Source organism: Paenibacillus sp. FSL P4-0113, from assembly GCF_038009305.1.
Classification (GTDB): Bacteria; Bacillota; Bacilli; order Paenibacillales; family Paenibacillaceae; genus Paenibacillus; species Paenibacillus polymyxa_D.
The window spans coordinates 2281962-2295884 of the sequence record NZ_JBBPAZ010000001.1 but is presented as its reverse complement, the minus strand read 5'-3'; the positions used below and the strand labels follow the sequence as shown (position 1 = coordinate 2295884).

General features: G+C 48.7%; 15 protein-coding genes. 11 read left to right on the top strand and 4 right to left on the bottom strand.

Annotated elements, in window-relative coordinates; genetic code table 11:
• Positions 1-54: 54 nt before the first annotated feature.
• On the bottom strand, positions 55-768 hold the full coding sequence (locus tag MKX46_RS09555) for a GT-D fold domain-containing glycosyltransferase (RefSeq protein WP_165148703.1): 714 nt from the start codon (positions 766-768) through the stop codon (positions 55-57).
• 215 nt (positions 769-983) lie between these two features.
• Here MKX46_RS09555 and MKX46_RS09550 point away from each other — a divergent pair, with 215 nt between their 5' ends.
• From MKX46_RS09550 to MKX46_RS09530, 5 genes are read left to right on the top strand one after another with little or no spacing between them, the layout of a single operon-like run.
• Complete coding sequence (locus MKX46_RS09550) at positions 984-1691, top strand: glycosyltransferase family A protein (protein ID WP_029518347.1); 708 nt, start codon at positions 984-986, stop codon at positions 1689-1691.
• A 19-nt stretch (positions 1692-1710) separates the two neighbouring features.
• Positions 1711-2691 carry a polysaccharide biosynthesis protein gene (locus MKX46_RS09545; protein WP_341071202.1) on the top strand — a complete coding sequence of 327 codons (981 nt, stop codon included), beginning with the start codon at positions 1711-1713 and terminating at the stop codon, positions 2689-2691.
• 2 nt (positions 2692-2693) lie between these two features.
• Positions 2694-4043, top strand: a complete 1350-nt coding sequence (locus MKX46_RS09540; RefSeq protein ID WP_341071201.1) for a nucleotide sugar dehydrogenase — start codon at positions 2694-2696, stop codon at positions 4041-4043.
• On the top strand, positions 4036-4911 hold the full coding sequence (locus MKX46_RS09535) for a class I SAM-dependent methyltransferase (protein ID WP_341071200.1): 876 nt from the start codon (positions 4036-4038) through the stop codon (positions 4909-4911). Before MKX46_RS09540 ends, MKX46_RS09535 begins: the two co-directional genes overlap by 8 nt.
• Positions 4908-6023 (top strand): tetratricopeptide repeat-containing glycosyltransferase family 2 protein, encoded by a 1116-nt coding sequence (locus tag MKX46_RS09530; RefSeq protein WP_029518351.1) that lies wholly within the window; start codon positions 4908-4910, stop codon positions 6021-6023. Before MKX46_RS09535 ends, MKX46_RS09530 begins: the two co-directional genes overlap by 4 nt.
• Here MKX46_RS09530 and MKX46_RS09525 read toward each other — a convergent pair.
• On the bottom strand, positions 6015-6893 hold the full coding sequence (locus tag MKX46_RS09525; RefSeq protein WP_165148712.1) for a DUF72 domain-containing protein: 879 nt from the start codon (positions 6891-6893) through the stop codon (positions 6015-6017). The genes MKX46_RS09530 and MKX46_RS09525 overlap by 9 nt on opposite strands.
• Positions 6894-7147: 254 nt before the next feature.
• Here MKX46_RS09525 and MKX46_RS09520 point away from each other — a divergent pair, with 254 nt between their 5' ends.
• The 5 genes from MKX46_RS09520 (at position 7148) to MKX46_RS09500 (ending at position 11458) form a co-directional block, all read left to right on the top strand.
• Complete coding sequence (locus MKX46_RS09520) at positions 7148-7933, top strand: class I SAM-dependent methyltransferase (protein WP_165148715.1); 786 nt, start codon at positions 7148-7150, stop codon at positions 7931-7933.
• Positions 7934-7955: 22 nt separating this feature from the next.
• Positions 7956-8966, top strand: a complete 1011-nt coding sequence (locus MKX46_RS09515) for an MBL fold metallo-hydrolase (RefSeq protein WP_029518354.1) — start codon at positions 7956-7958, stop codon at positions 8964-8966.
• Between the two features lie 75 nt (positions 8967-9041).
• Positions 9042-9677, top strand: a complete 636-nt coding sequence (locus MKX46_RS09510; protein ID WP_029518355.1) for an NAD(P)-dependent oxidoreductase — start codon at positions 9042-9044, stop codon at positions 9675-9677.
• Positions 9678-9922: 245 nt separating this feature from the next.
• Positions 9923-10561, top strand: a complete 639-nt coding sequence (locus MKX46_RS09505) for a TetR/AcrR family transcriptional regulator (protein ID WP_341071199.1) — start codon at positions 9923-9925, stop codon at positions 10559-10561.
• A 105-nt stretch (positions 10562-10666) separates the two neighbouring features.
• A complete protein-coding gene (locus MKX46_RS09500; RefSeq protein WP_165148718.1) occupies positions 10667-11458 on the top strand; it encodes an SDR family NAD(P)-dependent oxidoreductase in 792 nt (263 codons plus the stop codon).
• A 143-nt stretch (positions 11459-11601) separates the two neighbouring features.
• On the opposite strand, the gene MKX46_RS09495 is transcribed toward MKX46_RS09500, so the two are convergent.
• The gene (locus tag MKX46_RS09495; RefSeq protein WP_341071198.1) at positions 11602-12039 is read right to left on the bottom strand and encodes a GNAT family N-acetyltransferase; all 438 of its coding nucleotides are present in this window, start codon (positions 12037-12039) and stop codon (positions 11602-11604) included.
• A 57-nt stretch (positions 12040-12096) separates the two neighbouring features.
• Positions 12097-12654, bottom strand: a complete 558-nt coding sequence (locus tag MKX46_RS09490; RefSeq protein WP_069011037.1) for a phosphatidylglycerophosphatase A family protein — start codon at positions 12652-12654, stop codon at positions 12097-12099.
• A 152-nt stretch (positions 12655-12806) separates the two neighbouring features.
• Between MKX46_RS09490 and MKX46_RS09485 the strand changes: the two genes are divergently transcribed.
• Positions 12807-13865 (top strand): GerMN domain-containing protein, encoded by a 1059-nt coding sequence (locus MKX46_RS09485; RefSeq protein ID WP_307353398.1) that lies wholly within the window; start codon positions 12807-12809, stop codon positions 13863-13865.
• Positions 13866-13923 lie beyond the last annotated feature (58 nt).

The window sequence follows — 13923 nt, the reverse complement described above, 5'->3', positions numbered from 1 at the left end:
ACGGAGCAAAGATTACTTGCTAAGTGGATTTTTTCACAAATATTATTTTATCTATTAATTAGCTTTGCCGAACATGACGATATTAGTCGCCTTGCCGAAGTCTATACCTACTTTGCCAGTGATTTCTGCTGTTTTTTGTGCTAACACGACTGCATTGACACCACAAGAGAACAGGGCAATGTCAAAGTCATCTTTGTGTGCTGCGATCCATTGGAGTGTTTCAGGCATTTGTTCATATTGATGAAATGCCAGCGTGTGCGCGATATGCAGCTTGTACGGATCAGCCTCAAGAACAGGCTTTACTTCAGCGGCCGTCCGGGTGACCAGCAGAATGCGTCGATTTTTCAGCATGTCCCAGAAAGCGGGTGTCCCAGCCAAATACCGATTCAGGCAGGCGTGGCAGGTCAGCGGGGGGGAAAGAGCATAGTGAGCAAAGACCTGATCGGTCAGCTCCCGCTTCATATAGGATGGTGCTTTAATAGATTCGTCATCATATGGCAAAATGCCAGTAATGCTGGCTTTGCTCACTGCCTCAGCCACCGCGTCCCGTAGCTCCGTATTTGGTAGAAACAGTCCCTTTTGACCGAGATTGGCTTTGACCGCCCAACGTTCCTGTAACACCTTTTCCATCGGCCAGACGGTATCCTGCGCCAACACCAAATTTTCACCATCTCCAATACGAATGAGCGAAAAGGACTGGTGCTGATCGAGTGCTAGCTTCAAACGCTTCAGTACCTCGTCCATCTCCAGATACTTTGGATTCGTCATATCATGTTTCCTCCCTGTCGTTCCTGCTTGTTCAACTTTTCAGATGGAGTAAAAAACTTTGTATTCTATCATATGTCGAAAGCGAAAAGGTTTTTGTATGAACGGCTATTCTTTTTGGATTCTACCTATTTTTACAAGATTCGTTGTATCTGTACGTGCCGTTTCAGGAGCGTCTTCATAACTTGAGAGAAGACGGTTGAAAGGGAGGAAGATCAATGAATCGCAAGGTTGTAATTGAAATTAATTTTAATAACTATGGGATGAATCCCAACCGCCTGACACGTGAGTGGATCAGCGAGCGACTGGATATATTCAGAACCTTTACGCTGCGTAGTTTACTCAGTCAGACAAATGCGGATTTCCTATCTGTCGTCAAGCTGGCGGGCGGATGCAGTGACATCGTGGAAGAGGAGCTGGCCCGACATGAGCCCATTCCCGACCACATCCGTTTTGGTACGAGCATCGAAAGTAAACGTCGTATCCATGCGTACATCGAAGGTGCGGACGAACTGCTCATTGCTCGAATAGATTCCGACGATTTGTATCACCAGTCCTTTGTACAACAGTTGCATGATTACAAGTTTCAATCGGAGACGGTTGCGCTGGTGAACCAGATGGGTTACCTGTGGGATGCGGTTGAGGGGCAGATGGCACCGGTGTTTCACCGTTCGCCTTCTTTTTATGTGTTTCGCTATCAAGTGGAAGATTTTCTGAATGATTACCGTGTGGTCATTCCTGGAAAGGGTACGCACGGATATGTAACGGAGCTGCCGCATGAGATCATTCCACTTCGCAACTATGTGAACGTCATTCATGCTGCCAATACTTCGGTGAAAAAAGTGCCGGCGAAGGATCGGCTGTCAGAGAATGAAATGAATGCTGTGCTGGCAGAATTTCTGGGAACAGGCATTGCCAATTCGTAACGGTCAGGAGGAGATTATATTGTTCAAAGGAAAAAAACTGCTGGTGACCGGAGGAACGGGATCTTGGGGGCAACGCCTAACCGCTGAATTGCTGAAGGAGGACCCGGCGGAGATTCGTATTTTCTCACGCGGTGAATTTGCACAGATTGCCATGCAGCGGCAATTTCTATCGGATCCTCGCCTGAATTTCATGATTGGAGATATTCGAGATCTTCAGGCATTGCAGGAGGCATGTCGCGGAGTGGACTATGTATTCCATTTGGCGGCATTAAAGCATGTCCCTGTGTGTGAGAGACAGCCGGAAGAGGCTTTCAAGACGAACGTACACGGTACGGAAAACGTGATCCGGGCCAGCATTGAGCAGGGAGTCGCCAAGGTAATTGATGTCTCTACAGACAAGGCAGTAGATCCGGTGAATGTATATGGCATGACGAAGGCGATAGGTGAAAGACTGATGATCCGCGCCAACACTTTAAGTGAGCGTACTCGCTTTGTGTGTATACGCGGCGGCAACGTGTTGGGGACGAGTGGAAGTGTCGTGCCCCTGTTCAAGCGCCAGATCGCGGATGGGCAGGATTTAACGCTGACGAGCCCAGATATGACACGCTTTTTCCTCACGCTCGGAGAAGCGATTGGCTTGCTGCTGAAGGCTTCTGTCACGGCGATTGGGGGAGAGACACTTGTGATGAAAATGAAGGGCTGCAATATTGCAGATCTGGCAGAAGTGATGAAAGAACAGGCGGGTCAGCCTGCGTTGAAAGTGAAGGAGATTGGTATACGTGGTGGGGAAAAGCTGCATGAGGTGCTGATTTCGCCCTATGAGGTGCCGCATACGTATCGCTATGATGATCGCTATTTTGTTATTCTTCCCCAGCAAGCAGACAAGCGCTTACTGAGCCAATACGGTGGATTGGAACGAGTGAGCTTTGATCAATATCGCTCGGACGATGAGTTAATGGATCGCGCTGGAATTGCTGAGCTACTGCGAGGCATGGAGTAACGATGAAAGAGGTGGGTATTTTGCAGCTTATGGAAAAAATAACTAAAGGAACTGTAAAGGTTGCGGTAATCGGCCTCGGTTATGTAGGGCTGCCCATGGCAGTGGAAATGGCAAAGGCTGGTTATAATGTATATGGTGTGGATTCCGATCCCGTCAAAGTAGCCAAGCTGCTTCAAGGAAAGTCGTACATCATAGACATTGGTGATGATGCATTGGAAGGTCTGATCGGGCAGCAATTGCATCCGGTTACGGATATCAAGGTACTGGAGCATGCGGATATCGTCGTGATCTGCGTGCCTACGCCACTGACGGACGGACACCAACCGGATACGTCCTATATTGAAACGGCTATTGATCAGGCCATACCTCATTTGCGTAGACAGACACTGTTGATTCTGGAAAGCACCACCTACCCGGGGACGACTGAGGAATTGATTCGTCCGGTGATAGAGCAGCGCAGGGGCTGGACGGTGGGGAAAGATTTTTATGTGTGTTTTTCACCGGAACGTGTCGATCCGGGCAGTGTTCATTTTAACATTCGCAACACACCCAAGGTGATCGGCGGCTGCACGCCAGATTGTTTGGCAGTGGGAGTAGGTTTCTATGGGTCCTTTTTGGATCAAATTGTACCGGTCAGCTCGACAACCGTGGCGGAAGCCGCCAAGCTGTTCGAGAATACGTTCCGCAGCGTCAACATTGGAATGGTCAATGAGCTGACAGCCGCCTGTGAGAAAATTGGCATTAATATATGGGAGGTACTGGATGCAGCGGCCACCAAGCCATTCGGCTATATGCCTTTTTATCCGGGACCTGGCATCGGGGGGCACTGTATCCCGGTTGATCCGCTATACTTGTCATGGAAATCCGAGCAGCATGGTTTTCCATTGGAATTCGTGGACTTGGCAGATCGCATGAATCGGCGTATGCCGCTGTATATTGCGGAGCGAATTAAAGCTATGCTTGCTCAGAAAGATAAAGCCATAAACAAGGCCAACATCATTCTGGCAGGTGTGGCCTACAAAAAGGATATTGATGATGTTCGCGAATCCCCGGCTCTTGTCCTGTTCGAGCATTTAACTAAAATGGGTGCTTCGGTTAGCTTCACCGACCCGTATGTATCGAGTTTTAAGCTGAACGGCGAAGAAATCCCATCTCGGACGGCAAATGCCCAGCTATGGGAAAGTGCAGATATCGTAGTCATTACGACAGACCATTCTGTGGTGAACTACCAACAGTTGGTCGACCATGCCCCGCTGGTCTTCGATACACGTAATGCGACAGTGCATTGCACAGGTGGACATGTCGTGATCTTAGGACATCCCGGTGATGGAGGGGGCGCCGCTGTTGGCTAACCGTGATCAGGTAAACGAACGTTATTACGGGCAGATCAATTCGGAAGAATCTCATGAAGCCACCCGCAATAGAATTCACTGGATTTGCCGCCATGTACAGGGCCATACGGTGCTGGATGTTGGGTGCAGTCAGGGCATAACGTCCATTTTGCTTGCGCGGGAAGGTTTTGAGGTAACGGCCATTGATTTGGAAGAGGACAGTATTTCTTATGCAAAAAAAGAACTTCGTCGGGAATCAGCACCCGTCCGGGGAAGAGTCCACTTTCAGTTAAAGGACATTTCACAATTTGAGCGTCCTCCCGGTGGATTTGACACCATTATTTTAGGCGAGATTTTGGAACATTTTGCGCATCCCGACACTCTGCTGGCTCATGCTTATCGCTTGTTGAATAAAAAGGGAACGCTCGTCTTATCTGTACCTTATGGATACCATCCGTTTCATGATCACAAGCGGACTTACTATGCCGGGAGCCTCTCCCGTGTGTTGTATCCTTATTTTGATGAAAAAGCGCTGGAGGTGCATCACAAATATTTGTGCTTTGCCGGCCGCAAGAAGTCGAAAGAACTGCGTGAGGCCAAACCAAAGGTAGAGCATCTGAATGAGTGGATGAAACTGGACGAGGAGCAGTTTCGACTGGTGGAGCAGCAGCATGTTCGCAAAATGAATCAGCGAAAGGCTGCACTCGACAAGGCGGTACAGCGAATCCGGTATATGGAGGAACAACTTTTGCCGATGGAAAGGTATGCACGTGTCGAACAGTTAGACAAGACGCAGGCTGAAAGGAGAGTTGCATATACTGCTGGCGAGTCTACCGGAAAAACGAGGGGAGAATCAGCCAAAGGTAAAGGGGATGACGTGAAGTCATGACTGAGCATCCAATGACCATCAGCTTGTGCATGATCGTAAAGAACGAGGAGCACACACTTACCCGCTGTCTGGATTCGGTCTCAGACCTGATGGATGAAATCATTATTGTGGACACGGGGTCGACGGATCAGACGAAGACGATAGCGGCGCGCTATACGGATCGGCTATATACATTTGAATGGAAGGATGATTTTGCAGCCGCCCGTAATGAATCATTTGACAAGGCGACGTGTTCCTACGTCATGTGGCTGGATGCGGACGATGTGCTGCTGGAGCCGGATCGTGAGCGCCTGCGTGCCTTGAAGCAGCGTTTGTCTAAGGATATCGACGCAGTGGTGATGCCACTTCATTTGGCAGAGGGGGAGCAGGGTGAACTGTTGTTCACCTCACGCCGTATCCGTCTCGTGAAGCGCGAGCGACAATACCGCTGGGAAGGGCGTCTGCATGAGGATCTGGTGATACCTCAGGGGCAAATCGTTCATTCAGATGTGGCAGTAACACACCGCCGAATGCAAGACCACATGCTCCGTAACCAACGTATTCTCGCCCGGTGGATCAGCGAAAGCGGCAAGCTGGAGGGGCGTCTGCTGTATTTGCACGCCAATGAATGTTTTGACCGTAAAGAATATGCCGAGGCGGTAGAGGCGTTCAATCTTCTGTTGGAGGAGCCGAGCGGCTACCGTGAGGATCGGATTACCGCTTGTGCGCGGTCGGCGGAATGCTATCTTCACCTCGGGAAGCCGGAGCAACAGCTGGATCGTCTGTTACGTTCCTTTCGATACGGTGTACCGCAATCAGACTTGTGCTGCATGATCGGTGACTGGTTTTTCACAAGAAACGAATGGAGCACTGCCGCGTACTGGTACGAAAAGGCATTGGAGCAACAGCATCACCTTCCGGGTATGCGACCTGTTCCACTACCATGCTACTCCTGGTTACCTCATGTGCGGCTCAGCCATTGCTATGCCCATGTAGGTCAGCTGGACGCTTCGTATGAGCATAACCAGACCGCTTTACGCTATTTACCTGACGACCCGCATTTACTGGATAATGCACGCAAGCTCAAGGAGGCTATTTCCAACTCCCCACCCTCAGCCCGTTCCTCAAAATAGTTCAAGCTGTTCCGGCCCGTTATTCTCTTCGTGTGGCTTGCGAGGGGGAAAAGGTTTAGGGTCCATGCCAAGCATGGTCATGAGCTGCTTGGCATTAGCAGCGGCGTCTCCACCTGAGTTGTTGTTGAAAATAACACACACCTCGCGGCTTTGCTGCTCCAGCTCCAGCAACCTGTCTCTCCATTCGGTCAACTCTTGTTCATTGTACCGATACAGATAACGAACCTCCCGCCAATTCGGTGCAGAGCTTTGATTCCAGCCCGATATGTTCCGCCCGTGGAGACGTACGATTGTCAGATTACCGTCTGTAGCCAACGGCACAATGGGAACCGACCCTGGTCCTGCCTGCGGCTCGTCGCATACGCTGTGTATCCAGCCTTCTTCACGCATGAATGCCAGCGTTTGTTTCCGAAAATCGGGTGTGAACCAGCTTTGATGTCTGAATTCAAGTACGGATGGGACCTCTCCCATCCTATTTTTTGTGTCTCGCAGTACAGCGACATTCTCACGTGTACAGTCGAACCAGGGTGGGTACTGAAACAGCACGGCTTTGAGCTTGCCCGCTTCGTGAAGAGGCTTTATCGATGCATGCAGTGCTTCGTACATGGCATCTATTGTTTTGAAGTAAGGTTGCTTGCCGCGGGTATGTCCAGTCATGCCTTGGTAGGCTTTGACGAGAAATGAAAAAGAGTCAGGGGTTTCCGCCGCCCAGCGTGCCATACGATCTGTGGGCTGCACCGCATAGAAAGAGCTATCCATTTCTACTACCGGAAAATGGCTTCCATAGATACTTAGTTTTTGGTTAGCTTTGGTACCCGTTGGATACAAGTCATCGTGATCGCCCCAACCCGTAAGTCCAATTTGAATCATAATTTCCCCGCTCCTTTCCTTCATGAAAACTTCTAAAGGCGTTCCCATGAATCATTTTAATGATAAAATGGGGTGAATCACATGAAGTTGGTATGAAGTTCCTATGAATATTTAAGCTCAAATACGGTTATTGTAACATGTTTCCTTATTCAGGATTTTGCAAAACCCTTATTCGTAATGCTTTTGAGTTTCCAGTTTGAAAAAGCTAATATAGTATGTAATAGAGCGAAATGAGTTCATGGAGGAGAAACGATATGGCAGAATGGTACGAGCAAAGCTTTGGGGAAGATTATTTATTGGTATACAAGCATCGCGACTTTCAGGGAGCCTATCAGGAAGTGCAAAAAATGATCTCCTGGCTTAAATTACCGCAAGGCTCCAGCGTATTGGATTTATGTTGTGGGATGGGACGTCATTCGCTTGCGCTCGCAGATGCAGGTTATCAGGTGACAGGTGTGGACCTTTCCAATGTGCTGCTGAGAGAAGCTCGTGCAGCTGATTCCGAAGGACGGGTAAGTTGGCATCAAGGGGATATGAGAGAGGTGCCGCTGGATGAAAGCTATGACGCGGTGATGAATTTGTTCACCTCCTTTGGTTATTTTGAACAGGATGAGGAGCAGCTTAAAGTGCTAAAGGAAATATATCGGCTGTTGAAGCCGGGAGGACGCTTTATCATAGATTATTTGAACCCTGCTTACGTAGCCGCTCATTTGGTACCGCATTCGTCGCGGGAGGATGAAGGGAATTGGATTGAGGAGCATCGGGTCATTGAAGATGGATTTGTGAAAAAGAAAATTGCGATTCGGTCAGCTGCATCCGTTACGGGCACTGAGGCAGCCTCTGCTCTGGGCACGACTCCTACTGAGGGAGAACCTGCGCGCGTGTATCATGAACGAGTGAAGCTATATCCATATGAGAAGTTTCGTGGATTGCTAGAGCAAGCCGGACTATCTGTAGAGCAGGTACACGGAAGCTATAATGAAGATCAATATATTGAAGATGCTTCGCCTCGAATGATTTTTGTCGGCGTGCGGGCTTGAAACAGAAAGGCGGGTGGAAGCCATGAAAATGCCAGAGCTTACACCGTGTGAGCGAATAGACGGAGGCTTTCAGGTCAAAATATCCATGTCCTTTCCGCTGCGCTGGGTGAATAGCTATGTGCTCAAGGGAGAGCACGGTTTTACAATTGTAGACCCGGGGCCGCGCAATATGGACACCGAGGCAGAATGGGCGCATGTCTTCCACCAGCTGGGAATGTCCTTTGGGGATATTTCGGACATTGTGGTCACTCATCATCACCCCGATCATTACGGATTGGCGGGCTGGATGCAGCAGCAAAGTCAGGCTCGTGTACATATGTCAGCCCGAAGCCATAAGGAAGCGATGATGATGTGGGACGCTCCAGAATCGACGGTCGCTATGGAGAACAGGCTTCCCAGCTTTTTTGTCCAGCATGGTTTTCCTTTGGAGCAAGTGCCGGCCTTGGAATTACATATGCGGCAGGCTTATTTGCAAGTGAATCCACAGCCTGAGATTACCGTTATTCCTACCGGCATAGACGCTCGTCTGGAATGGGGTGGACGCAGTTGGCTGCCCGTCGAGACGGGAGGGCATGCGCCCGGACATATGTCCTTATATGACCCGAATAGCGGTGTTATCCTCTGCGGTGACGCAGTTTTGCCGCAGATTTCTCCTAATATCAGTCTGCTGCCGGGCAGTGATGCCCAGCCGTTGAAGTCTTATGTAGACGGCTTGCAGCGTCTAGGTAAGCTGGAGGTAGCGTGGGCATATCCGGGGCACCGCAATCCGTTTGGTTATTTTCGGGAGCGGACGCAAGCGTTGCTGGCACATCATGAAGAACGACTGGAGAAATTTCAGCAGCTGATCCAACCGGAGGGAAGCACAGCCTATGAGCTGTGCATTGCCATGTTCGGTGGCAAGCTGGGTATTCACCAGCTAAGGTTTGCCATGTCCGAGACGCTGGCTCATCTGGTGGAGCTGGTGCGCCGTGAACGGGCCTCTATGAGCGAGACGAACCCAATCACGCGCTTCTATCCCTTTTGCCGTCAATAGTCACGGAAAGTTGACCAACAAGTGACATAACGAAACAACATGACAAGCGGCATGCATGCCGGAAAAGAGGACTTTATGAATTTGCTGCTGCTGGGAGCTACCGGACGCGTAGGACGGTATATATTAGATTATGCGTTAGCGGACGGTCATACCGTTACGGTCCTTGTTCGTTCACCGGACAAGTTGGAGGATTACATACCTGGATATGGGAATCAGCTGCAAATCGTACAAGGCGATGCCACTAATGGAGAGGACGTAGCACAGGCGCTGAAGGGTGGGGCGACGACTGTGATCAGTGCGCTGAATACGGATGGAACGACTACCTTATCCGTTAATATAGCCCTGCTGATCCGGCTCATGCAGGAACAGTCCATTTCTCGGCTCATTACGGTAGGAACGGCAGGAATTTTGCAAAGCCGGACCGAACCGGACCTGTATCGTTACGAGTCCTACGATACCCGACGACGCAGCACTCGTGCGGCCCAGGAACATCGGCGAGTGTACGAATTGCTGCGTGAATCGGCACTAGACTGGACAATCGTATGTCCAACCTATCTACCGGACGGAGCGCGGACAGGTATTTATCGCGTGGAAAAAGATTTTTTGCCTGAAGGTGGCTCACAAATTACCACCGCGGATACGGCTGATTTTACTTATTGGCAATGCAAGAGTTACGAATTTATCCGTACACGGGTAGGTATTGCCTACTGATCGTGAAACACCCAACATAGCTTCATTTTTAAGCAATCAACCAGAGCACGGTAAGTGTATCTACTTATTGTGTTTCTTTTTTTATTTGACAAATACTCAGGCTTAGAATACTATGATTCTTAACGGAAACACCGTTTCCCGAAAGTCTTGTGTAGTTCTTTAATTTATTATAGTAGCAACAAGCAACAGTTTTTAATAAGCCAGGATTTTGCAAAATCCTCAAGCAAAAGGAAGTGCATTCAATCATGTCCGAGCCATCGCCTCCCTATAAAACCTATTCGGAAGTGAAGCAACAGCAGCAGCAATTGCTACGTAAAAATGTCATCGATGCCGCATGCATCCTTCTTGTGGAAGAAGGGCCTGAGGCTGTGACCGTACGGCGAGTTGCGCAGAAATTAAGCTGTTCCACCAAGATCATTTACAATATTTTTGGCAGTAAGGATGGTCTTGCCAATGAGATGTACCTGGATGGATGTCGGCTATTGGCTGAAACCTTCCAGCAAGTACCTGTTACCGAAAGCGTACTCGCTGATCTGGAAGCTCTATGCTGGGCGTACTGGGAATTTGCACAGCTCCATTCAGCCTATTATAAAATGATGTTTGGCGGGGCATTGTCTGATTTCAAGCCGGATGAACAGAGCTTGGAGGGGACCACAACGGCACTGTCACGAATTCTGCAAACCATCATACACGCTATGGAGCAGGGAGCATTGAAAGAGCATGATCCGTTGCTGGTTGTCCGGATGTTTTGGTCTGCTTTACATGGGGTCATACATCTTCAGTTTGCAGGTCATTTTTCAGATGTAGATATGGCTCAAGGGGTGTATGCATTTACACTGAAGAATACGCTCGTAGCATTTAAAACATCCTCATCCCCATCGTAAAAATGAAGTGTACTGAGGTCGTCATAGTAGATGACTTCAGTTCATTATAGAGTAGTGGTAACAATGTTTCTAGAATAAAACAACGATACTATGGAGGTTATCATCATGTTTATGTACGCAAACAAAACAGCTCTGATCACAGGGGCATCATCCGGTATTGGCGAGGCATTTGCCTATTCGCTCGCAGCTAAGAAATGTGACCTCATTTTGGTAGCTCGGAATGAAACCAAATTAGAAGCGCTGGCCAAGGAGCTCATAGCTAAATATAACGTAAAAGCAACAGTGATTGCGCTGGATCTTTCCACACCCGGAGCATCCCAGACATTGCATCAGGAGGTTCAAAAACAACAGCTAAAGGTAGATCTCCTGATTAACAACGCGGGTTTTGCCACCTATGGATACTTTGAGCAGGTTTCAGGAGAACGACAGCATGAGGAAGTGATGCTCAATGTGGCTGCTTTAGTCGACATCACACATGCATTTATGCCTGATTTATTGCGTAAGCGGGATGGGGGACTCATCAATGTTTCTTCCACAGCCGCATTTCAGCCCGATCCATATATGGCCGTATATGGAGCAACCAAAGCATTTGTGCTTTCTTTTACTGAAGCGCTATGGGCCGAAAATCGGAAACGGGGGCTTAAAGTTCTGGCCCTTTGTCCAGGCTCAACAGAAACGCCGTTTTTTGATATTGTTGGCGCAAGTGAAGCGTCAATTGGAATTAGGGAAACTCCCCAAACCGTTGTGAAGAACGCGTTGAGAGCATTTGAAAAGGGACGTAGTCACATCATTTCCGGTCGCCAAAACTATTGGGTAGCTCAGGTGTCCCGGTTCTTCTCTCGTCAATCCACGCTGGGAATTGTAGAACGTGCACTGCGTCCACAAAATGGATTGTAATTTATGTATGAAGGTAGTCTGAGCTTGAAAGGTTAGGATTGCCAATGAATAAGCTGTGAGTATTATGCACCGGGTCTGATCGTTTATAGCTCGACTCGAATCAGACCCGGCCTTCCAATTTGTATAGATCAAGCGCTTAGATCCTATCCCAGCCCTCGAGAATATAGTAAAATTCCATCCCGTTTCTCCCAGCCGTTAGCTGACCAGAAGCGTTGACCCCCTGCGTTATGCTCCATTACAAACAGATGACATTTATCAATGCCTTCTCTCAGCAAAGCAGATAGCGCTTTATCCACCAATCTGGGCGCAATCCCTTGACCACGATGTGCTGCAGCTACACCCAGATGATACAGAAACCCCCTGCGACTATCGTGGCCCGCTAAAATCGTGCCTATGATGTTTCCGTTGTACTCACAGACAAAGCTAAGTCCTTCATTTCGCTGTAAAAAGCGTGCAATTCGCTCCGGTGAGTCGGCCTCGCTTAATCCCAATCCGTCTAAGCCATTCCACAGCTCAATGGCCTGATCATAATCATTAGCCTGCATCGTACGGAATGCATACCCTTCAGTAATGTTTGCCATGTCTAGTTCTCCTCTAACCCTTATATATCTGTTATATTCCCACGCGTTGTTTGTTATTTAGCGTGTTGTATTCGGTGCGCTTTCTTCCCCAAGCTCCTGCTCACGCTCTGCCTGTTTGCGATGGGCGATACGGCTGCTAGCCGAAGCTGCGATAGCGCCCACAATGTCGTCCAGGAACGTATGGATCGGCCCGAGGCTTTTATCATTCAGGCGTTCCAGCACACCTGGTTTGAGTTTATCGACATAACCGTAATTGGTGAATCCAATGCTGCCGTACACATTTACAATGGAAAAGGCCAGAATTTCATCCACCCCGTACAATCCCTCATCATTTTCAATCATGTCCTGCAATGGGGGAAGAAGAGCGCCCTGTTCTGCAAGGATATCCAGCTGGATGCCCGTGAGCACGGCATTTTGAACCTCGCGCTTCATCAGTACCTTGTCCACATTCTCCATACATTCTTCCATCGTTAGGGTCGGGTAATATTTTTTCTGTAAAAGCATGACCAGTTCTGCGATTTCAGTCATGTTAACGCCACGCTTGTGCAGCCACTCGCGGGTGGCATCAGCTACCTTTTTACTGTTCAGGCTGTAAGGTACTTTTTTCTTGTCCATAAAATTGAAGTTACCCTCCTCGTATAGATCCTGATTTCTACTGCAATTATGACCAGTGTGTCCAGTCTGCTGAAAAAGTAGTTATTTTTTAAGCGAGGCTCGTATACATATTAGTACAATCTGTACAAAATTGTTAGGGAGGAACTTCACTTATGAATATAAAACACCCATGGCGTATGACCTCTGTAGCTGGACTGCTATCCCTACCCCTGTTGTTGTCAGGCTGCAGCCTTTTCGGCAACGAATCGGCATCCATTGACCCCCCGCCGTCCACGACAGAGCAGTCCATGATTAAGGCTGTAACCGGAAAAGCACCCGCCAGTACAGGCCAACTGAGGGCTGTTTTTTTGCAAGATCATAACGGTTTGCTGGCTCCAGTATCTTTACCGATAGCTACAGGTGATGTGCAGGCAGATGCCAAATCAGCACTGGAAACATTGGTTGAGGGCGGGCCATATGCCGGATTATTACCCGAGGGATTTAAAGGTGTGATCCCCCAGGGGACGGAAGTGAAAAGTGTGACGGTGGACAAGAACAACAAGCTGGCTGTTGTCGAATTCAACAAATCTTTCGCCAACTACAAGCCACAGGATGAACGAAAATTAATGGAGAGCTTGACCTGGACCCTGACCGACCGTCCTGATATTGAGAGCGTACAGATCTGGGTAGAGGGCAAAAAGCTGAACGAAATGCCTGTTGGCGGCACACCGCTGGATCATCCGTTGACACGTGCAGTAGGTATTAACTTGGAGATCGGTCATGGCGTAACACCACTGGATTCCAGTCCAGTCACTGTGTATTTCTCTTCATCTTCTCCTGCTGGAGTTCAATACTATGTACCTGTAACACGGTTGGTCAGCCCTGAAAAAGATCGCGTCCAGTCAGCACTGCATCAATTGATTCAAGGGCCACAGACCAAAGATGGGTTACAAGAAGTGATGACAGGGGAGACGGCACTGAAATCGGTAGAACGCTCCAAAGACAACGTAATTACGGTATCTCTCTCGGATGATATGTTTGCTAAGGGAGAAGCCGTGCCTGCTGAATTTTTGGAATCGGTTGTGCTGACAGCGGCAGACAATTCAGATGATGCGGTCAAAACAAAAATTCGGATTGAACTGAATGGGGAAAAAAGCGTGATTGGACAAAATAATCAAAATTATGGAGAGCCTGTAGCCAAGCCACAGCATATTAACGAAATCCCTCTTTAAGGGCGGGAATCGTCCTTGGGGTGCTTTTGCCTGCACACTTTGGTAAAATAAACATATA